19 protein-coding genes and 5 tRNA genes are annotated in these 20,889 nt (G+C 56.0%); 5 read left to right on the forward strand and 19 right to left on the reverse strand.

Going from position 1 to position 20,889, the window contains the following annotated elements; translation table 11 throughout:
- Positions 1–254: 254 nt before the first annotated feature.
- Both AABM55_RS19380 and AABM55_RS19385 read right to left on the reverse strand, forming a co-directional pair.
- Positions 255–1,106 (reverse strand): DUF2242 domain-containing protein, encoded by an 852-nt coding sequence (locus tag AABM55_RS19380; RefSeq protein WP_347927360.1) that lies wholly within the window; start codon positions 1,104–1,106, stop codon positions 255–257.
- A 91-nt stretch (positions 1,107–1,197) separates the two neighbouring features.
- Positions 1,198–2,097 (reverse strand): LysR family transcriptional regulator, encoded by a 900-nt coding sequence (locus tag AABM55_RS19385; protein ID WP_347927361.1) that lies wholly within the window; start codon positions 2,095–2,097, stop codon positions 1,198–1,200.
- Positions 2,098–2,221: 124 nt separating this feature from the next.
- On the opposite strand from AABM55_RS19385, the gene AABM55_RS19390 reads away from it, so the two are divergent.
- Positions 2,222–3,427 (forward strand): MFS transporter, encoded by a 1,206-nt coding sequence (locus tag AABM55_RS19390; protein WP_347927362.1) that lies wholly within the window; start codon positions 2,222–2,224, stop codon positions 3,425–3,427.
- Positions 3,428–3,497: 70 nt separating this feature from the next.
- Here the strand turns inward: AABM55_RS19390 and AABM55_RS19395 are convergent, their stop codons facing one another.
- The 11 genes from AABM55_RS19395 to AABM55_RS19445 form a co-directional block, all read right to left on the reverse strand.
- A complete protein-coding gene (locus AABM55_RS19395) occupies positions 3,498–5,357 on the reverse strand; it encodes a SurA N-terminal domain-containing protein (protein WP_054596543.1) in 1,860 nt (619 codons plus the stop codon).
- Positions 5,358–5,458: 101 nt separating this feature from the next.
- Positions 5,459–5,535, reverse strand: a tRNA-Asp gene (locus tag AABM55_RS19400).
- A gap of 53 nt (positions 5,536–5,588) precedes the next feature.
- Positions 5,589–5,861 carry an HU family DNA-binding protein gene (locus AABM55_RS19405; protein ID WP_002552737.1) on the reverse strand — a complete coding sequence of 91 codons (273 nt, stop codon included), beginning with the start codon at positions 5,859–5,861 and terminating at the stop codon, positions 5,589–5,591.
- Positions 5,862–6,008: 147 nt separating this feature from the next.
- Positions 6,009–8,405 carry an endopeptidase La gene (gene lon / locus AABM55_RS19410; RefSeq protein ID WP_054596542.1) on the reverse strand — a complete coding sequence of 799 codons (2,397 nt, stop codon included), beginning with the start codon at positions 8,403–8,405 and terminating at the stop codon, positions 6,009–6,011.
- Between the two features lie 198 nt (positions 8,406–8,603).
- Positions 8,604–9,887: an ATP-dependent Clp protease ATP-binding subunit ClpX gene (clpX, locus tag AABM55_RS19415; protein WP_347927363.1), complete on the reverse strand. Its 1,284-nt coding sequence runs from the start codon at positions 9,885–9,887 to the stop codon at positions 8,604–8,606.
- A gap of 106 nt (positions 9,888–9,993) precedes the next feature.
- Positions 9,994–10,635 carry an ATP-dependent Clp endopeptidase proteolytic subunit ClpP gene (clpP, locus tag AABM55_RS19420; protein WP_054596540.1) on the reverse strand — a complete coding sequence of 214 codons (642 nt, stop codon included), beginning with the start codon at positions 10,633–10,635 and terminating at the stop codon, positions 9,994–9,996.
- Positions 10,636–10,727: 92 nt separating this feature from the next.
- Positions 10,728–12,038 (reverse strand): trigger factor, encoded by a 1,311-nt coding sequence (gene tig / locus AABM55_RS19425; RefSeq protein ID WP_347927364.1) that lies wholly within the window; start codon positions 12,036–12,038, stop codon positions 10,728–10,730.
- A 400-nt stretch (positions 12,039–12,438) separates the two neighbouring features.
- A tRNA-His gene (locus AABM55_RS19430) sits at positions 12,439–12,514 on the reverse strand.
- Between the two features lie 77 nt (positions 12,515–12,591).
- Positions 12,592–12,676, reverse strand: a tRNA-Leu gene (locus tag AABM55_RS19435).
- 58 nt (positions 12,677–12,734) lie between these two features.
- Positions 12,735–12,810, reverse strand: a tRNA-His gene (locus AABM55_RS19440).
- Between the two features lie 32 nt (positions 12,811–12,842).
- Positions 12,843–12,919: transfer RNA gene (locus AABM55_RS19445), tRNA-Arg, on the reverse strand.
- 275 nt (positions 12,920–13,194) lie between these two features.
- On the opposite strand from AABM55_RS19445, the gene folD reads away from it, so the two are divergent.
- Positions 13,195–14,049, forward strand: coding sequence for a bifunctional methylenetetrahydrofolate dehydrogenase/methenyltetrahydrofolate cyclohydrolase FolD (gene folD, locus AABM55_RS19450; protein WP_347927365.1), 855 nt, complete (start codon positions 13,195–13,197; stop codon positions 14,047–14,049).
- A gap of 127 nt (positions 14,050–14,176) precedes the next feature.
- On the opposite strand, the gene AABM55_RS19455 is transcribed toward folD, so the two are convergent.
- A complete protein-coding gene (locus AABM55_RS19455) occupies positions 14,177–14,569 on the reverse strand; it encodes a hypothetical protein (RefSeq protein WP_054596537.1) in 393 nt (130 codons plus the stop codon).
- A gap of 747 nt (positions 14,570–15,316) precedes the next feature.
- The gene (locus AABM55_RS19460; protein ID WP_347927366.1) at positions 15,317–15,457 is read right to left on the reverse strand and encodes a hypothetical protein; all 141 of its coding nucleotides are present in this window, start codon (positions 15,455–15,457) and stop codon (positions 15,317–15,319) included.
- Positions 15,458–15,477: 20 nt separating this feature from the next.
- Here AABM55_RS19460 and pbpG point away from each other — a divergent pair, with 20 nt between their 5' ends.
- Positions 15,478–16,419, forward strand: coding sequence for a D-alanyl-D-alanine endopeptidase (gene pbpG, locus AABM55_RS19465; RefSeq protein ID WP_054596536.1), 942 nt, complete (start codon positions 15,478–15,480; stop codon positions 16,417–16,419).
- An 81-nt stretch (positions 16,420–16,500) separates the two neighbouring features.
- Here pbpG and AABM55_RS19470 read toward each other — a convergent pair whose 3' ends face one another.
- A complete protein-coding gene (locus AABM55_RS19470; RefSeq protein WP_347930061.1) occupies positions 16,501–17,175 on the reverse strand; it encodes a peptidase C39 family protein in 675 nt (224 codons plus the stop codon).
- Between the two features lie 213 nt (positions 17,176–17,388).
- Here AABM55_RS19470 and AABM55_RS19475 point away from each other — a divergent pair, with 213 nt between their 5' ends.
- Positions 17,389–17,559, forward strand: coding sequence for a hypothetical protein (locus AABM55_RS19475; RefSeq protein WP_173860006.1), 171 nt, complete (start codon positions 17,389–17,391; stop codon positions 17,557–17,559).
- Positions 17,560–17,645: 86 nt separating this feature from the next.
- Here the strand turns inward: AABM55_RS19475 and AABM55_RS19480 are convergent, their stop codons facing one another.
- Both AABM55_RS19480 and AABM55_RS19485 read right to left on the reverse strand, forming a co-directional pair.
- A complete protein-coding gene (locus AABM55_RS19480; RefSeq protein WP_054596534.1) occupies positions 17,646–18,395 on the reverse strand; it encodes a TerC family protein in 750 nt (249 codons plus the stop codon).
- A 29-nt stretch (positions 18,396–18,424) separates the two neighbouring features.
- Positions 18,425–18,676 carry a hypothetical protein gene (locus AABM55_RS19485; RefSeq protein ID WP_054596533.1) on the reverse strand — a complete coding sequence of 84 codons (252 nt, stop codon included), beginning with the start codon at positions 18,674–18,676 and terminating at the stop codon, positions 18,425–18,427.
- A 135-nt stretch (positions 18,677–18,811) separates the two neighbouring features.
- On the opposite strand from AABM55_RS19485, the gene nhaR reads away from it, so the two are divergent.
- Positions 18,812–19,711: a transcriptional activator NhaR gene (gene nhaR / locus AABM55_RS19490; protein ID WP_347927367.1), complete on the forward strand. Its 900-nt coding sequence runs from the start codon at positions 18,812–18,814 to the stop codon at positions 19,709–19,711.
- A gap of 4 nt (positions 19,712–19,715) precedes the next feature.
- Here nhaR and AABM55_RS19495 read toward each other — a convergent pair whose 3' ends face one another.
- Positions 19,716–20,870, reverse strand: a complete 1,155-nt coding sequence (locus AABM55_RS19495) for an MFS transporter (protein WP_054596531.1) — start codon at positions 20,868–20,870, stop codon at positions 19,716–19,718.
- Positions 20,871–20,889 lie beyond the last annotated feature (19 nt).

Below are 20,889 nucleotides of genomic sequence, written 5' to 3' on the forward strand. Positions count from 1 at the left end.
AATCGTCCATAGGGATGTCCTTTTGAGTCGAGTTAAACCGTTATACCAATGACCTTCGCCCTCAGCATAAAGTGCCCGTATGAAAGAAAAATGACGCGGGCACAGCGGTACGTTCCTGCTAGTAAAACGTAGCAGGCACTCAAGAATTTATCACGGTGGACTTTGAATAAAAGCTGAAGAAAATCAGCCTCTGGTGGTGCAGATGACTCTGAACAAACGCTACGGGGGTTGCCCCCGTAGCGCTCGCCTTCAGATTACTTGCCGGACGATGGCAGTGCCGGAATTGGCTCGGTCGGTGCCGGCAACGAACTCGGATTCGCCGGTGGCGTGATGACTTCAGACACCGGTGTCGGCTCGGTATTGCTCGCAGGTGCAACCGACGCCGCTGCAGGTGCCGATACGGCGGATATAGGCTCTATCGGCGCACTCACTGCTGGCGCTGGCGCAGTCGTCGCCGGCTCAGCAGGCGCTGGAGTTGGCGCTGGCGTCACTGCGGGCGTGGATGTTGGCGCTGCAGGGGCTGCCGTGGGTTCAGGCACACCCAGATCGGCCTTTGGCTTCTCGACGATATGCGCCTCTTTCTTCACCTCAGGCGGCAGGAACAGCTCGACCAGGGTGAAAAACCGCTCGTAGAACTTCCCGGAGGACACGGTTTCACTGGCGACCTTGACCATCGAATCATCGGAAGAACCAATCGGCATCGACACCGAGCCCAACACACCGACGCCGAGGCTGGCGGAGTTGTTGGTTTTCTTCAGCGCGTAACGGTCCTGCAAGGCATTGGCGAACATCGTCGCGTGATGCTTGCTGTCTTCGGCGCAGACCACGTTGAAGCTGATCTCCATATGCGTGTCGCCGGTCTGCTGAAAGCTCTTGTGACCGCTGACCAGTTTCGGATCAGTGCTGGTGATTATGTAGCCCTGGCTCAACAACGCCCGACGAGCGGCCTCGCAGGAAGCAACATCGGTAACCGGGTATTTGCGCGAAAACGTCCCGGAATCATCGAAATTTTCATGCTCATAGATGGCCTGGTCCTTGGTACAACCGGCTGCTGCAGCCAGTACCAACGCCAGCCCGGCGGCACGCACATGGAATGATTTGAACATTGAACATCCTGAAGAAAACGATCCGGGGCCTATTGTGCAACAGATCACCCCGTAACGGCGCATGGATTAGTGTCTTGTAAACGATACAAGTTTACTGACCTTCGTTTACCGGAAAAAGTCGCTGGCACAAATGATCGATGAACACCCGTAATTTGGCCGCGGCATGGCGACTGGATGGCCAAAGCATCCAGAACGTGCCGCTGAACTCAAGGTATTCATCCAGCACTCGCTGCAAACGCCCCTGCTCCACTGCCTCACGGACCATAAAATCCGGCAGGCAGGCAATTCCCAGTCCTTGTAGTAGTACATGGTGCACAGCTTCGATGGAGGTCGTGACAAACCGCGTCGGTAACAGCGGTTCGCTACCATCCGCCAGCCGCTGCAACGGCCAGGGCTCCAGCTTGCCGGTGGCGTGGAGGGTATGGCGCAGGCAGGCATGCCCTGCGAGATCCTCCAGGGTGCGCGGCACACCCTGCGCGGCGAAGTAGCCAGGTGTCGCCACCAACACCAACCGAAAGCGCCCCAATTGTCGTGCCATCAAGCGCGAGTCCTTCGGGTTTCCTGTGCGCACCACTGCATCAAACCCCTCTTCGACCACATCCACCATGCGATCCGACAAGTCGACGTCCAGTTCGATGTCTGGATAAAGTCGCATGAACTCGGTGAGTACCGGCATCACCAACCCGTGAACCTGCGGCACACTGATGCGCAGTTTCCCCCGAGGCGCGCTGGCCGCACTGCACAACTCGAACTCGGCGGCTTCGACTTCGGCGAGAATCCTGCGGCAGCGTTCAAGATACAGCGCACCTTCAGCGGTCAGGGTGATGCTACGCGTACTGCGATGGAACAGACGCACCGCCAACCGCTCTTCTAGTCGCGCAACACTTTTGCCGACCGCCGACGAAGAAACGCCCAGCAAACGCCCGGCCTCGGTAAAACTGCGGGTGTCCGCGACCTGCACAAACACCGAAATACTGCCCAGGCTATCCATCGCATACTCCCGAAATTGCGGACATTCTCGTCCTGTAAGTTCGGAACCTTAGCCTGTTTTTCCGCAAGGTGCAGCGCCCTACCCTTGGCTCCGTAGTCATAACCTCTGATACGGACCTGAGCAAATGAATGAATCTGAACTGACCGCATCGCTATCGGCGGCTGACCGGCATCGCGCCGAACGACTTCCAATCGGCGGACTCCTGGCACTGGCCTCTGCCGGTTTCATCACTATCATGACCGAAGCCTTACCCGCCGGCCTGCTGCCGCAAATGAGCGAAAGCCTGGGCGTCTCGCAAGCACTGATCGGTCAACTGGTCACGTTGTATGCAATCGGCTCGCTGCTGGCGGCAATTCCCCTGACCATCGCCACCCGGAGCTGGCGTCGACGCCCCTTGCTACTGATTGCAATGGGTGGCTTCGCCCTCGTCAACAGCGTCACCGCGCTGTCCGACAACTATTGGCTGACATTGCTGGCACGTTTGTTTGCCGGGATCTTCGCCGGATTGCTCTGGGCGCTGCTGGCCGGCTATGCCAGCCGAATGGTTGCGCCACACCTGCAGGGCCGAGCGATCGCCGTGGCGATGCTTGGAGCGCCGCTGGCGCTATCCCTGGGCGTTCCCGCCGGGACTTTTCTAGGATCGGTCGCGGGTTGGCGAGCAAGCTTTGCCGTCATGACCGGACTGACGGTGTTGCTGGTCGCCTGGGTTCGCTGGCAAATCCCGGACTTTGCCGGCCAAAGTGCCGAAAAACGCTTACCGGTGCGGCAGGTCATCACCTTGCCAGGTTTAAAAGCCGTATTGCTGGTGACGTTCGCCTATGTGTTGGCCCATAACATTCTCTACACCTACATTGCGCCTTTCCTGCAACCTGCTGGCCTCACCGGACAAACCGATCAGGTGCTGCTGGTGTTTGGTCTGGCTGCTCTGTTGAGTATCTGGATCGTCGGCTTGCTGATTGATCGCTGGTTACGCGAACTGGTGCTGATCAGTTGCGGGCTATTTACCTTGTCTGCGCTGATCCTGGCCTTTCGCAGCGGCTCACCTGCGGTGATCTACGTATCGATCGCGATCTGGGGGCTGGCCTTTGGCGGACTGGCGACATTGCTGCAAACCGCCCTGGCGAAAACCGCAGGCGACTCGTCGGACACCGCGCAGTCGATGCTGGTGACGATGTGGAATCTGGGAATTGCCGGCGGTGGCCTGGCGGGCGGCATGCTGCTGGAAAATCTCGGGGTGATGTCATTTCCATGGGTCATCGGCAGCTTACTGATACTAAGCCTGCTGGTAGCATTGAACGCCCGGCGCCATGGTTTCCCAGCCACGCTTTGAACCGCACAAAACAAAAGACCCCGGCCTTTCGGCCAGGGTCTTTGTTTACCACTAACGGGTCAGTCAGGCATCAGTAACGCTTGATGTCCGCCTGGCTCTCCAGTTGCTTGCGATAGGCCGCGAAGTCTTGCTGGCCAACGCGCGACGCGAGGAAGCGACGATACTGAGCCTTCTCTTCTTCAGAAGGCGCTGCGGCTTCGCTCACACCGTTCAGACGCACGATCACCAGACTACCGTCAGTCAGGGTCACGCTGCTGAAAGTCGGCTTGTCCTTGGCTGCAGGCTTCGGCATGCGGAACAACGCTTGCAGCACGGTTGGATCAACACCTTCCTGAGCACGAGTTGCCGCATTGGTGACTTTCCAGCCCTGGCTGGCGAGCGGCGTCTTGCCATCACGCAGACTGGCGATCAGCTCATCAGCCTTGGTCTTGGCAGCAGCACTGGCGTGCTCCTTGGTCAATTGCACGCGGATGCTCGCAGCGACGCTTTCCAGTGGCAGCTGTTCAGGCTTGCGATGCTCTTTGGCACGCAGCACCACTACCGTTTCCGGATCCAGCTCGATGCCGGTGCTGTTGGCACCTTCATCCAGTACTTCCGGGCTGAACGCAGCAGTGACCACGGCACGGTTGGCCGCGATACCTTCGCCACCTTCACGGCCAAACGGTGCGGACGTGTGGACGGTCAGTTTCAGGTCCGCAGCTGGTTGAGCCAGGTCGGAAGCTTCGAACGCGGCATCTTCCAACTGTTTGGTCGCATCCACAAAACGCTGCTCGACCTGTTGGGTTTTCAGTTCCTTGGTCAGCTTGTCTTTCAGGCTGGCGAAGCTTGGCACTTGCGGTGCTTCAACGCCCAACAGCTTGATCAAGTGGAAACCGAATTCAGTGCGCACCGGCGCCGACACCTGGTCTTTGCCCAGCGCATACAGCGCTTTCTCAAAGGTTGGGTCGTAAACGCCCGGGCCAGCGTAACCGAGGTCACCGCCGTTGGCAGCCGAACCTGGATCCTGCGAGAACTCCTTGGCCAGGGCCTCGAAGCTTTCACCTTTGGCCAGACGCGCCTGAATCTCTTCGATCTTCGCCTTGGCTTGCGCCTCGTTCACCTTGTCATTCACTTCGATCAGAATGTGCGCAGCCCGGCGCTGTTCGGCCAGGTTCGCGGTTTCTTTCTGATACAGCGCTTGCAGGTCTTCGTCCTTGACGGCGACCTGATCAAAGAAAGAAGCCTTCTTCAACTCGAGGTAATCGATGACCACCTGATCAGGCGTCATGAACTCTTTGGCGTGTTCGTCGTAGTAAGCCTTGACCTCTTCATCAGTCAGCTTCACCGCGGCTGGATCTGCCTTGACGTTCAGGGTCGCGAAATCGCGGGTCTGTTTTTCCAGACGAGCGAAAGCCTGCACCTGTGCATCGGTGACGAAACCACTACCTGCCAGACCGGCGCGCAACTGGCCGATCAGCATTTCCTGAGCCAGCATCTGGCGGAACTGCATACGGCTGTAGCCCAGCTGACGGATCACCTGGTCGAAACGCTCAGGACTGAACTTGCCGTCGACCTGGAATTCAGGTGTTTGCAGGATCACTTGGTCCAGTGCAGCTTCGGAGAAAGCGAATTTCGATTTTTCTGCGCCTTGCAGCAACAGTTTGCGGTCGATCAGCCCTTTCAAAGCAGCATCGCGCAGCATTTTTTCATCAAGCAAGGATGCATCGAAATCCTTGCCCAGCTGTTGCATGAGTTGACGGCGTTGCATATCAACCGCCTGACTCAGCTCGTTCTGGCTGATTTCTTCACCATTCACCTTGGCCGCATCATTACGGTGGGTAGTGGCCTTGAAGATGGCGTCGAAACCGGTCAAAGCCATCAGTGCAACGATGACCCCGATAATGGTCTTGGCAATCCAGCCTTGTGAATTGTCCCTGATATTCTGCAGCATGCGTCCCCCAGAAACGGTTGAACTTCAAATTAGGCAACCGTGGAGCGTGGGTAGAATCCGGATAGAAGAAAGGCGCATCCGAGGATGCGCCTTCTCGTAACTGGCGGAGCGGACGGGACTCGAACCCGCGACCCCCGGCGTGACAGGCCGGTATTCTAACCGACTGAACTACCGCTCCGCTGCCAAGTCAGGGATGACCCCGACCCGGATAGGCAAAAAACCGAGTGAGGCTTAGTTAACAGCTTCTTTCAGTGCTTTACCGGCTTTGAAACCTGGTTTTTTGGCTGCTGCGATTTCCAGCGTCTTACCGGTCTGTGGGTTACGACCAATGCGAGCTGGACGATCAGTCACGGAGAAAGTACCGAAACCAACCAGAACAACAGAGTCGCCAGCCTTGAGAGCGCCAGTGACGGATTCGATTACAGCGTCCAGCGCGCGGCCAGCAGCAGCTTTCGGGATATCAGCGGATGCAGCGATAGCATCAATCAGTTCCGACTTGTTCACTCTAAGTCCCCTTATATCTATTTGAGATGATTCTAAGTTTTTTGGTGAAAGCAAAAACGAGTGCTGAATGGCCTACAGACACTTAAGAGCCGCTTTATAACAAGGGCTCTAAAAAGCTGTCAAGAAAGCCCCCCAGGCTAATACGTACTAGTGCGTGCTAATTCTTTCCTTAGAGTCAGACTCGCGTTTCTCATCCTTTGCAACTATCTCGGGAGCCACATCCGGCAAGGGCTCCGGCGCGTATTGCAGCGCAATTTGCAGGACCTCGTCAATCCATTTAACCGGTTTGATCTGAAGATCTTGCTTGATATTGTCAGGAATTTCCTTCAAATCGCGAACATTCTCTTCAGGAATGATCACTGTCTTGATCCCGCCACGGTGTGCCGCCAGCAGTTTTTCCTTAAGTCCACCGATCGCCAGAACCTGGCCGCGCAAGGTAATTTCGCCGGTCATGGCAACATCAGCGCGTACAGGAATCCCGGTCAATGCCGACACCAGTGCCGTACACATGCCTACACCCGCACTAGGACCGTCTTTGGGCGTCGCCCCTTCCGGCATGTGGATATGGGTGTCGCGCTTCTCATGGAAGTCCAGCGGGATCCCCAGGCTTTTCGCGCGGCTGCGAACGACCGTCAACGCAGCAGTGATCGATTCGACCATCACATCGCCCAGCGAACCGGTCTTGATCAGTTGCCCTTTACCCGGCACCACTGCAGCTTCGATGGTCAGCAACTCGCCGCCCACCTGAGTCCAGGCCAGGCCAGTCACCTGCCCCACCTGATCCTGCTGCTCGGCCAGGCCGTAGCGGAATTTGCGCACGCCAAGGAAGTGCTCCAGCATCTCGGCCGTGACTTTCACCGAGAAGCGTTTTTCCATTGCATGCTCTTTGACCGTCTTGCGGCAAACCTTGGCAATCTGGCGCTCGAGCCCACGCACACCGGCTTCACGGGTGTAGTAACGAATGATGTCGCGGATCGCCTCGGTGTCGAATTCCAGCTCGCCTTTTTTCAGGCCATTAGCCTGAATTTGCTTGGGCGAAAGGTATTTGACAGCGATGTTGATCTTCTCGTCTTCGGTGTAGCCCGGCAGACGAATCACTTCCATCCGGTCGAGCAGCGCCGGCGGAATGTTCATCGAGTTCGAGGTGCAAAGGAACATCACATCGGACAGGTCGTAGTCGACTTCCAGATAGTGATCGTTGAAATTGTGGTTTTGCTCGGGATCGAGCACTTCCAGCAAAGCCGATGCCGGATCGCCACGCATGTCGCTGCCCATCTTGTCGATTTCATCGAGCAGGAATAGCGGGTTGCGCACGCCCACCTTTGTCATCTTTTGTATCAATCTTCCTGGCATCGAACCGATATAAGTCCGGCGATGACCACGAATTTCCGCCTCATCGCGCACGCCGCCGAGGGCCATGCGTACAAATTTGCGGTTTGTCGCGTGAGCAATCGACTCCGCCAGAGAGGTTTTACCCACCCCAGGAGGACCGACCAGGCACAACACCGGACCGCGGATTTTCTTCACGCGTTTTTGTACGGCGAGGTATTCGAGAATCCGCTCTTTGACTTCTTCCAGACCATAATGGTCGGCATCAAGAATGTCTTCTGCGCGCGCAAGATCCAGACGAACTTTGCTTTGTGCCTTCCACGGCACCTGAACCAGCCAGTCAAGGTAGGAGCGCACCACGGTCGCTTCAGCAGACATCGGTGACATTTGCTTGAGCTTGTTCAGCTCAGCCTGGGCCTTGATCAGCGCGTCTTTTGGCAAGCCTGCGGCATCGATGCGCTTTTTCAGCTCTTCGACTTCGTTATGACCTTCTTCGCTATCGCCGAGTTCTTTCTGAATGGCCTTCATCTGCTCATTCAGGTAGTACTCGCGCTGGCTGCGCTCCATTTGCTTTTTGACGCGGCCACGAATGCGTTTTTCGACTTGCAGCAAATCGATCTCGGCGTCCAGCAATGCCAGAACGTGCTCGACCCGGGCCGACAAATCGATAATCTCGAGGATTTCCTGCTTCTGCTCGATCTTCAGCGCCATGTGCGCGGCCATGGTATCGACCAGGCGGCTTGGCTCATCGATGCTATTGAGCGATGACAGGACTTCAGCCGGAACCTTCTTGCCCAGTTGAACGTACTGTTCAAATTGAGACAGCAAGCTGCGAACAAACACTTCCGATTCACGCTCGGGAGCGTCGACTTCGTCAATCAGCGAAACCTCGGCACGGCAATGGCCGTCGACTTCGCTGAAACGCTCGACCGCGCCACGCTGCTCGCCCTCAACCAGCACTTTGACCGTGCCGTCAGGCAGCTTGAGCAGCTGCAGAACCGTTGCGATCGTACCGACACGATAAAGTGCGTCTTCACCGGGATCGTCGTCGGCAGGGTTTCTCTGGGCCAGCAGAAGGATCTGCTTGTCGCCCGTCATCGCCGCCTCGAGGGCTTCGATAGATTTCTCGCGCCCCACAAACAGCGGGATAACCATGTGCGGATAAACCACAACATCACGCAATGGCAGGAGAGGCAATTCGATGGTTGTCTTCATGATTTCGCCTCTACGGCGGCCATAAGGCCGGAAACAGATGGAAGTAAGCTTGAAACCAAGATGGGGGCTGCTTTCGAAAAAAACAAGCTGATTAAAAGACCGCGGTAAAGATCGTCCAAACGCGGCCCAAACCTTCGGCAGCTCCTGCAAAAGCAAAGGGGCCCGAAGGCCCCTTCTTTTAATCCGGCAGTGCGACGCTTACGCGTCTGGCGCTGCCTTGGCAGCCGGCTCACTGTTTTCGTAGATATACAGTGGCTTGGACTTGCCTTCTATAACGCTTTCATCGATCACTACTTTACTCACCTCGGATTGCGAGGGGATTTCATACATAGTGTCGAGCAGCACACCTTCGAGAATCGAACGCAATCCACGAGCACCGGTTTTGCGTTCCAGTGCGCGCCTGGCGACCGATTTCAGTGCATCGGCCCGGAACTCCAGGTCTACGCCTTCCATCTCGAACAGCTTGGCATACTGTTTGGTCAGAGCATTTTTCGGCTCGGTGAGGATCTGCATCAGCGCAGCCTCGTCGAGCTCGTCCAGCGTTGCAAGAACCGGCAGACGACCGACGAATTCCGGGATCAGACCGAACTTGACCAGATCGTCAGGTTCGACTTCACGCAGGGACTCACCCACCTTCTTGCCTTCTTCCTTGCTGCGAACTTCTGCATTGAAACCAATGCCGCCACGGGTGGAACGGTTTTGAATAACCTTTTCCAGACCGGAGAACGCACCGCCGCAGATGAACAGGATGTTACGGGTGTCGACCTGAAGGAATTCCTGCTGCGGGTGCTTGCGACCACCTTGAGGCGGAACGGAAGCGACCGTACCTTCGATCAGCTTGAGCAGGGCCTGCTGCACGCCTTCACCGGAAACGTCCCGGGTGATGGACGGGTTGTCGGACTTGCGCGAAATCTTGTCGATTTCATCGATGTAGACAATGCCCATTTGAGCTTTTTCTACGTCGTAATCGCACTTCTGCAACAGTTTCTGAATGATGTTTTCAACGTCTTCACCCACGTAACCCGCCTCGGTGAGGGTGGTTGCGTCAGCGATAGTGAAAGGCACATTCAGCAAACGGGCCAGTGTTTCAGCAAGCAGGGTTTTACCCGAGCCTGTAGGGCCGATCAGCAAGATGTTGCTTTTGCCGAGTTCGACATCGTCATTCTTTTTGTCACGCTGGTTGAGGCGTTTGTAGTGGTTGTACACCGCTACAGCCAAAACCTTTTTCGCACGTTCCTGACCAATCACGTACTGATCAAGGATGCCGCTGATTTCTTTAGGCGAAGGCAATTTATGCGCGCTGCTTTCGGCCTGTGCTTCCTGCACCTCCTCGCGGATGATGTCGTTGCACAGGTCGACGCACTCGTCGCAGATAAAGACCGAGGGGCCGGCAATCAATTTGCGCACTTCATGCTGGCTTTTGCCACAGAAGGAGCAATAGAGCAGCTTGCCGTTGTCCTCGCCGTTGCGGGTGTCAGTCATTCGATCGATCCAAATCCGATAGGCTTGCAACACAAGATGAAGGCAATTGCGGGCTTTTTCAAGCCCGCTGGTGGCCAGTTAAACCAACCACCTGCATTTGAGCTGCTTAGGCGGGCATTTTACGCTTGTCGATCACCGAGTCGATCAGGCCGTATTCAGCCGCACGCTCTGCGCTCATGAAATTGTCACGCTCGGTGTCGCGCTCAATGGTTTCGAGGCTTTGACCGGTGTGATAAGCCAACAACGAGTTCAGACGCGAACGGATATGGAGGATTTCCTTGGCATGGATGTCGATGTCCGACGCCTGACCCTGGAAACCGCCCAATGGCTGGTGAATCATCATGCGCGAGTTCGGCAGGCAGTAACGCTTGCCCGCAGCACCACCGGCAAGCAGGAAAGCACCCATGCTGCAGGCCTGACCGATACAGGTAGTGGAAACGTCAGGCTTGATGAACTGCATGGTGTCGTAGATCGACATGCCCGCAGTCACCGAACCGCCTGGTGAGTTGATGTAAAGATGGATGTCCTTGTCCGGGTTTTCCGCTTCAAGGAACAGCAGTTGCGCGGCGACCAGGTTGGCCATGTAGTCTTCTACCGGGCCGACCAGGAAGATCACTCGTTCCTTGAGGAGGCGCGAGTAGATGTCATAGGCACGTTCGCCACGGGCGGACTGCTCGATAACCATCGGGACCAGACCACCTGCGGCCTGGATGTCAGAGCTCTGCTGATAATAAGAATTGCGGGACATGTCTCGCAGTCACTCCCAAATAGTTATGTCTTGAATACGCATAAGCCAGCTCGAAAGCTGGCTTATGGTGTGTGCTTCTAACGCAAAAACAATCAGTCGGCTTGTGGAGCTTCTACCGGCTTGACCGCTTCTTCGTAAGAGACCGATTTGTCGGTCACGCTAGCTTTCTGAAGAACAGTATCCACAACTTGCTCTTCCAGCACAACCGAACGGACTTCGTTCAGTTGCTGGTCGTTCTTGTAGTACCAGGACACGACTTGCTCAGGCTCCTGATAAGCCGAAGCCATTTCCTGAATCAGCTCGCGAACGCGGGTTTCGTCAGGCTTGAGGTCGTATTGCTTGACCACTTCAGCCACCACCAGACCCAGCACAACGCGACGCTTGGCTTGCTCTTCGAACAGCTCGGCTGGCAGTTGGTCAGGCTTGATGTTGCCACCGAACTGCTGAACCGCCTGAACGCGCAGACGATCAACTTCGTTGGACAGCAGGGCCTTTGGCACCTCGATCGGGTTGGCGGCCAGCAGACCGTCCATTACCTGATTCTTGACCTTGGATTTGATCGCCTGACGCAGCTCGCGCTCCATGTTCTTACGAACTTCAGTGCGGAAACCGTCGATACCAGACTCTTTGATACCGAACTGAGCGAAGAATTCTTCGGTCAATTCAGGCAGTTTCGGCTCGGAAACAGTGTTCACGGTGACGGTGAACTCGGCTGACTTGTTAGCCAGGTCGAGGTTCTGATAGTTCTCAGGGAAGGTCAGGTTCAGAACGCGCTCTTCGCCCGCTTTAGCGCCAACCAGGCCTTCTTCGAAGCCAGGGATCATGCGGCCGGAACCCAGAACCAGCTGAGTACCCTTGGCGGAACCACCGGCGAACACTTCACCATCAACCTTGCCAACGAAATCGATGTTCAGTTGGTCTTCGTTCTGAGCTGCACGATCGGCAATTTCAAAACGAACGTTCTGCTTGCGCAGGATTTCCAGCATTTTGTCCAGATCGGCGTCCGCCACGTCAGCGCTCAGGCGCTCGACAGCGATGGATTCGAAACCGGCAACGGTGAACTCGGGGAACACTTCGAACGTTGCAACGAATTCCAGATCCTTGCCCTTCTCCAGGACTTTAGGCTCTACCGAAGGAGCGCCGGCCGGGTTCAGCTTTTGCTCGACAATCGCTTCGTAGAAAGAAGCCTGGATCACGTCGCCTACAGCTTCCTGACGCGCATCAGCTTCATAACGCTGACGAATCACGCTCATTGGCACTTTGCCAGGACGGAAGCCTGCAATCTTGGCCTTTTGGGCAGTCTGTTGCAGACGCTTGTTGACTTGAGTCTCAATGCGCTCAGCTGGCACGGTGATGCTCATGCGGCGCTCTAGAGCAGAAGTATTTTCAACAGAAACTTGCATGGATATTCCTCGTTGCACAGACGTTAGCCGGCCGTTTCCGACCACAGAATCAAGGGCATGCATTCTAGTGGGTCAAACTCAAGAAGTCACCCTACTGAAAACGGGTAAAAACGCAGCAGGCAATTTATCGGTGTGGATGCACGAATACACCTCACCCCGGAGGCAAATACAGTCAATCACGCCAGGTCTCTGCGCCAACCCTCCTATATATAGAAGGAGAGCCAATCAGCTCCCTGGCAGCCGACCTTGCGAGCAAGCCCGGCGGGCAATGCGGCATCATCGAGCAACATGAATACGACGAAACGCCCTGCCCTTGCGACCCGGAACCTGCAGTCGCTGAACATACAAATACTGAAACAAAAAAGGCGCCAGACTGTTAAATCTGGCGCCTTTCAAAATATGGGGTGGACGATGGGGATCGAACCCACGACAACGGGAGTCACAATCCCGTGCTCTACCAACTGAGCTACGCCCACCATATTGCGTAACAAAGAAGCCAAAAAACTTCTTCGCTGAGCTCCAACCCGGCCAACGGCCTGACTGAAGCTTTAATTGGTGCGGATGAAGAGACTCGAACTCTTACGCCTCGCGGCGCTGGAACCTAAATCCAGTGTGTCTACCAATTCCACCACATCCGCGGTTCACAACTGTTAAAGCAAAGGCGCCAGACGGTTAAATCTGGCGCCTTTCGAAATATGGGGTGGACGATGGGGATCGAACCCACGACAACGGGAGTCACAATCCCGTGCTCTACCAACTGAGCTACGCCCACCATATCGCGCTACTTGTGCCAAAGCTGCCTAATGGCGCACCCGGCAGGACTCGAACCTGCGACCATCCGCTTAGAAGGCGGATGCTCTATCCAGCTGAGCTACGGGCGCCTTATTAGCTGTACCCTTGAAGGACTACAAACTAAGTGCTTTTCAGCCTTGCAGAACCGTAATTCCGCCTGACCTTCTTAACCAGTGCTAGGCTGTGCCCGACAAGTGCGACGAATAGTATAGGCACCCCTGGAGACCGTCAAATCCTTTTTGAAAAAAATTCATTTAATTAAAGGGCTTAGGGGAATTTGCAGACCAAGCGCCTTTGCCCTCACGTTCTGACATGCGAGAATGCGTTCTCTTTTCTTCCCCCTCTCGATGGTTAATCACGCGCAATGACTGCACAACTAATCGACGGCAAATCGATCGCCGCCAGCCTGCGCCAGCAGATCGCCAAACGTGTTGCCGAGCGTCGCCAGCAAGGTCTGCGCACGCCCGGCCTCGCGGTGATCCTGGTCGGCAGCGATCCCGCCTCTCAGGTTTATGTCTCGCACAAGCGTAAAGACTGTGAAGAGGTCGGCTTCCTCTCCCAAGCCTATGACCTGCCCTCCGACACCACCCAGCAGGCCCTGACCGAACTGATCGACCGTCTTAATGACGACCCGAACATTGACGGCGTGCTGCTGCAACTGCCTCTGCCAGAACACCTGGACGCCTCCAAACTGCTGGAACGCATTCGTCCGGACAAAGACGTGGATGGTTTCCATCCTTATAACGTCGGCCGCCTGGCACAACGCATCCCTCTGCTGCGCCCCTGCACCCCTAAAGGCATCATGACCTTGCTGGAAAGCACAGGTGCAAATCTTTACGGGATGGATGCAGTAATTGTCGGCGCTTCCAATATCGTCGGTCGCCCAATGGCGATGGAATTGCTGCTGGCCGGTTGCACCGTAACCGTGACCCACCGTTTCACCAAGGATCTGGCCGGCCACGTCGGTCGCGCCGACCTGGTTGTAGTCGCCGCCGGCAAACCTGGCCTGGTCAAAGGTGAGTGGATCAAGGAAGGCGCCATCGTCATCGACGTTGGCATCAACCGCCAGGAAGACGGCAAGCTGGTAGGCGATGTGGTTTATGAAACCGCCCTGCCCCGCGCTGGCTGGATCACACCAGTACCCGGCGGGGTCGGACCGATGACTCGCGCCTGCCTGCTGGAAAACACGCTGTACGCAGCGGAAACCCTGCACGGCTGATTCAAGGCTCGCCCTGACGCACAAACAAGGAACCCCGCCAATTGGCGGGGTTCCTTGTTTTATATCACCCTGAAATAAAGAAGTTGACACTAACAACTTCATCTAGATCAAAGCACCTCTTCACACACTACTGAATTTTCAGGAACGGATCAAAGGTCATCTGCTTCCCATCCATTGAAAGCACTACCGAATACTGCACGTTCCCTTTATAACCCTGCGCCTCGACCTGCCCCTTCCAGTAATTACCTGATGGATCGGGCACTGACTTAGGAAGGCAAATCCTATCATTAACCATCTGACCAGTAAAACCAACTATCTGCACATCATTGGAAGGAGAGAGAGGCGCTACAGCCCAATTAATGTATTGCCCTTCAACACATGCCGTATAGAGCTCTGCCTGACCCTCACTACTTGAACCGCAGTGTTTGTTACTGTCTATCAGGTACACATTACCCTGGAGATCACCTGATGCCAGCGCGTTCTCAACATCGACAACAATCAAAACATTTACTGATTTCATCACACTATTCCTTTTGTGTAAGTTGTCTTTAGCGTTGTCAAGTCACTTGAACCATCAGCACCTGGGCGTGCTCGCTTAGGGGAAGCATGAGGTGTCCGGACAGCGTACATTCACGCCCTTCCATAGGCTTTGGCACGAGGCATTCAATGCCCGATTACAACTGTCCCAGCCATACAACTGGATCAAAAAACCAACTCGCAACATTTCACCGAGTCGACAGCATTAGTGACAATCAGCCGCATATCGTCTTTCCGTGAGCGGGCCTGATGACGCTGTATAACTTGTCGCTCAATGCGAAGGTGAGATTAGCACCACTCATTTAAAAGTAAAGGCGCAAGCTTCTATCTCTACAAATAAAAAACCACATAACCGCCATATTTTTGGCGAGCGTTTTTTCCTAACAACAACAAACACCTTACATTCAGGACTCAACAGTCACCCTATTACGTGACAACATTTTGAACCGCCTCCCACCACTCACCACTCGCCGTGACCACTGACTACTAGTGTTAACCCCTAAACTTAAACCCACCCACAACCACTTTAAGGGTTACCACTGTTTAATAGAGCGTTTCTCTATATCAATTTTAACGTTAAATTCGCTATTAACAGATCTGAAACCACAACCGTTCGAAATAACCTGCCCGCATGACCAGTCCCACCCTACCTGACCACACGAAGCCTTTTATTGTCTTACACCAAAGCAATCACATCCTGTGCTTCCCGAGCATCGACGACGCCTGTGAATCAGACCGTTACAGAGCCGATACAGCCTAAAATATTTTTCATCTGAAGCACCTCTGCAGCAGGCGTATAGCGCTTTCCTAGCACATACTCATAAAATGTTACGTTTTTCCCAGAAAGCCCGTTGCAGAACGGCATATTCATTTCTTACCGAGTCCGCCCGCGTGAAAATCCGTCTATCCATCCTGAGCCTATTTTTTGTACTTACAGGCCCTCTTGTCACCTCAAACGTCTACGCACGTGACACCACCGCGGCACCTCGAGACACCTCACAACTGCGCATCGCCTCCGGCAGTGCGATGGTGATCGATCTGCAAACCGACAAAGTCATCTACGCCAGCAACCCGGACGTGATCGTGCCGATCGCCTCGGTGACCAAATTGATGACCGGGCTGATCGTGCTGGACGCCAAGCAGAACATGGACGAATACATTTCCGTTACGATCAGCGAAACCCCGGAAATGAAAGGTGTGTTCTCCAGGGTCAAACTCAATAGCGAGCTGTCGCGCAGGGAAATGCTGCAGATTGCACTCATGTCCTCGGAAAATCGCGCGGCCGCGAGCCTGGCCCATCACTACCCTGGCGGTTACGCTGCTTTTATCGCCGCAATGAACGCCAAAGCCAGGGCGCTGGGCATGACCAGCACCCATTACGTCGAACCGACCGGCCTGTCAGAGCACAACGTTTCCACGGCCCGCGACCTGAGCAAACTGCTCCAGGCTGCACGCAAATACCCGATGCTGAGTGAACTGAGCACGACCAAGGAAAAAACCGTGACGTTCCGCAGACCCAGCTACTCCTTGGGTTTTCACAACACCGACCACCTGATCAACAAGGCCGACTGGGACATCAAGCTGACCAAGACCGGCTTTACCAATCAGGCCGGCCACTGCCTGGTGTTGGTGACGAACATGGGTAATCGCCCTGTTTCGCTGGTGATTCTCGATGCCTTCGGCAAGTACACCCACTTTGCGGATGCCGGACGGATTCGTCAGTGGGTTGAAACCGGCAGGAGCACCTCTGTGCCGAGTGTTGCCCTGCAATACAAAGCCGAGAAAAATCTGCAACATCGTCAAGGTAGCGGCATGGCGCAGACCGGCAAATAAGCGCACGAAAAAAGGCCCGCGACGCGAGTCGGGGCCTTTATCGATAACGGCGCCTCAAGGCGCCGTTTTTATTCGGTTCGATTAATGGGCAGCCAGTGCTTTGGTCGCCTTGGTTGCTGCCTGCTCCTGTCCAGTCCGAGCCAGATCGTCAGCGGCCTTGAGCCAGCGCTGCGAGTCAACCTTGGCCGGAATCTGGGTCGGCCCCTGAATCAACACTGCCCAACCGCCAGCATTTTCGAACGCGGACTCGAACGACGTGAAGCTCATCAGCAACCGGCGGTCCATTCCTGAACGCAGCAGCACCGTCTGCTTGTGACGGTTGTAGCCGGCGAGAATCGCGTACCTCGGCTCTTTCCAGAATGCCGAACCTTCGCTGAAGCGCAGCAACACCGGGTAACCCGCCGCGACCTGGGCCAACAGCGCCGGCAGATTGCTGTCCAGCGGATACACGACCATCCCGTATTCACGCGCCAGGTTCTGCATGTTCTGCTGCAACTGCGCCTCGGCGCCCGGCAAATGCAGCGGCTTGTCGAGCAGCCCCGGGGTAATCACGATGCCTTGCTGGGAAAGCATGCTGGCCAGTGATTGCGGCCCGCTTTGATAGGCTTCGCCACGGTAAAACGGCATGCCACTGAGCTCGACGCGCTCAGGCAGACGCTGGATTTCAGGTTGCACACTCCCGGCACAACCGGCCAGGCTCAAGACGCAGGCCGCGGCCAGCAGGGCGCAGCGGAATCGGGAAAGTACCGGCAACATCATCACTCACTTGTTCAGGCGCCAGGCAAACGGTCTCCCGGCTTCGCTGATGATCATAGCAGTGGTATAGCCTTTAACGGCAGTCGCATGCAGTTGATAGAGCGAACGGGTTGGAGACTCATCACACTTGGTCAATTGCCTGCAACACATCAGCGACTAGACTGACGCTTGTACAGAGTGTGTGCCCGAAGCAGGGCAAAGAGGAGGCACTGAATGAGCCTGACGATGATAATCCTGATGCTGATCGGTGGCTGGCTGGCCGTTGCCGCCGCGATGCTGTGGGGCGTATTGCGCATTACCCGCAGACACCAGCACGCCTATATTCCACCTGCGGCACCCGGCAAAGTCGAGAAACCTGCCCGGCACCACGTCACAGCACACTGATCGATTCGGTTCAAATCCCCCACAAATCAAAACGGCCACCTGCACGTTGTCGAGTGCAGATGACCGTTGGTGATTTACCTTAACGCTTACGCCTCAGCAGCGACCCGCTTCTCCCGGGCCCGACGCGACAGCATGTTCAGACCTTCAATCGTTGCCGAGAATGCCATGGCCGCATAGATGTAGCCTTTCGGTACGTGGGCGCCGAAACCTTCGGCGATCAGGGTCATGCCGATCATGATCAGGAAGCCCAGGGCCAGCATCACCACTGTCGGGTTGTCATTGATGAATTTGGCCAGAGGCTCGGCCGCCAGCAACATCACCATCACCGACACCAGCACCGCAATGATCATGATCGGCAAATGCTCGGTCATGCCGACAGCGGTAATGATGCTGTCGATGGAGAACACCAGGTCGAGCATCAGAATCTGACCGATTGCCGCGGCAAAACCCAATGTCACGCCGGACGTTTTCGACGTCGGATCCTCGGCTGGCGGATCCATGCTGTGATGGATTTCAGTGGTCGCCTTCCACAACAGGAACAGGCCACCGGCGATCAGGATCATGTCTTTCCACGAGAACGCGTGGTTGAACAGTTCAATCACTGGCTCCGTCAGCTGCACGATGAACGCGATGGTGCTCAGCAAGCCCAGACGCAGGACCAAGGCCATGCTGATACCGATGCGGCGTGCCTTCGCACGGTGCTGCACGGGCAGCTTGTTGGTCAGGATCGAGATGAAGATCAGGTTGTCGATGCCGAGCACGATTTCCATCACGATCAACGTAGCCAGGGCGACCCAGGCTGTAGGGCTTGCTGCGAGTTGTAAAAGATAGTCCATGGATCAGTCCTGACTCGGTGTTGAACGGGTTAGATTTCCTGCGATGTGCCAGGTTTTTTCTCGCTATCGTCAGCAGGTTTTTCCTTGTTGCCGACGATGTTCGAAGTGGCGTCGCTCAGCGCTTGCTCCGCCGCCTTATGCGTATCGTCGATCGCCTGCTTGGCGGTTTCGGCCGCTTTACCCATCAATTGCTGGGCACTTTTCTCGGCCTGGTCACAGCCTGTCAGCAGCAGTGCAGAAAGGGCCAGCAACGAAGCGGCGGCCAGGGAGTTGAGTTTCATCATGCTTTCCTCGATAGAGCGAACTTGACCAAGGGAGTGGCCCGTCGATAGCGAGGCATTCTAAGGAGGCAAACACTTCAGGAAAATTCGTATTTTTAGCAGCTATACTTCGGTTTTTCCGAATCGGCAAAGCACATGCTCAATTATCGGCAATTGCATTACTTCTGGGTCGTGGCCAAAACCGGCAGCATCGTGCGTGCCTGCGAGCAATTGAACCTGACTCCGCAAACCATCAGCGGGCAGATCAGTCTGCTCGAACAAACCTATGGGATAGAGCTGTTTCAACGGGTTGGCCGGCAACTGGAACTGACCGAGGCCGGACGGCAGACACTGCCGTACGCCGAGCAGATGTTTAAACTGGGTGGCGAGCTGGAGGCCATGCTTCGGGCGCAGCCCAATGAACAGCAGATTCTGTTCCGGGTGGGCGTCGCCGACGTGGTGCCCAAATCCATCGTCTATCGCCTGATTGCACCGACCATGGAGCTGACTGAGCCGCTACGCATCACCTGTCGCGAGGACAAACTGGAGCGCTTGCTGGCTGATCTGGCCATTCAGCGGCTGGACCTGGTGATCTCCGACAGTCCAATGCCGTCGCACCTGGACATCAAGGGTTACAGCCAGAAACTCGGCGAATGCGGCATCAGTTTTTTCGCCACCACCGAATTGGCACAACGCTATGGCAAAGACTTCCCGCGCGGCCTGCACGGTGCGCCCCTGTTGATTCCAGGGCAGGAAACCGTGGTACGCAGCCGCTTGCAGCGCTGGTTCGCCGAACAGCAGATTCAGCCACGCATTGTCGGTGAGTTTGATGACAGTGCCTTGATGCAGGCGTTCGGCCAATCCGGCAGCGGGATTTTCATCGGTCCGAGCGTGATTGCCGACGAGGTGAGACGCCAATGCGGCGTCGAGTTGATCGGGCAGACCGATGCGGTGACCGAGTCGTTTTACGCGATCTCGGTCGAGCGCAAGGTCAAGCACCCCGGCATTGTCGCAATTACCGAAGGTGCCCGCCGCGAGCTGTTTACCGCGCTTTGAAGCCTCAGGCGCAGACGGCTGGGGCTTTGACCTTCATCAGCAACAAGGCCAATACAATCGACACCAGGATAAAACCGGCCGCCGCAAACCCCAGGCTGCCCAGGCCCAAGGTGTCGATCACGTGCCCACCGACCATCGCCCCCAAGCCGATCCCCAGATTGGCTCCGGCGATGTTCAGCGACGCAGCAAAGGCTGGTGCCTGCGGTGCGGCTTTCATCAAGCGCACGTGACTGACCAGGAACAGCGCAGCCTGGGTCACGCCCCAGACGCCCATCGCCGCCGCCAGTCCCAGCGTTGAATGAATACTCGGTACCAGCGCCACCATGCCGCCGATCATGAAGCCACAGAACACCATCGACGCGATCAATGGATGGCGATCGACCATGCGCCCGCCCAGCGAGTTGCCGATCAGCCCGACCGCACCAAAGCCCATCAGACACCAGCCGACCACAGTGCCGTTGAAACCGGCCAACCGCTCAAGGATGTCGGCCAGGTAGGTGTAAGCGGTAAACATCCCGCTGAAGACCAGAATCGACAACAGCACGTGCCCTTGCATCAGCGGGCTGCGCAGAATCTTGAACTGTGAACGCAAGCTCACCTGCTGGTTGTGCAGGTTGGTTTTCGGCAAATAGATAAACAGCAGCAGCGCCTTGGCCAAGGCAATGACCGCGAGAATGCCGAACGCCGTGCGCCAGCCGAACGCATCGGAAATCAACGTGCCGACGGGGATTCCGAACACGGTCGCGCAGACAATCCCGAAACCGATCTTGGCAATCGCCCGCCCCGCATAGTCCGGCCCGACGATGTCCACCGCCGTTTCACTGGCCAGCGCCCAGAACACCGGCAAACCCAGCGCCGGTATCAGCCGCGCGACGGCCATCACGCCAATGTTCGGCGCCATGGCCGCCAGGGTGTTCGCCAGCCCGAACATGATCAGCACGCTGATAAACAGACGCCGACGTTCAAAACGCGCGAAATACGCGGTCAGGAAGGGTCCGAAGGCGGCGACGGTAAACGCGAACAAGGTCACCAGCAGTCCAGCCTGGGAAACGCTGACATCGAGGTCGCGAGCGATCGACGGTAACAGACCGACAATGATGAATTCTGTGGTCAGCACGGTGAAACCGGCGGCTGACAACAACAGGATGGGCAACAGCATGGGTAACTCCAGAAAACGA

It is taken from the genome of Pseudomonas helvetica (assembly GCF_039908645.1).
GTDB classification, from domain to species: Bacteria; Pseudomonadota; Gammaproteobacteria; order Pseudomonadales; family Pseudomonadaceae; genus Aquipseudomonas; species Aquipseudomonas helvetica.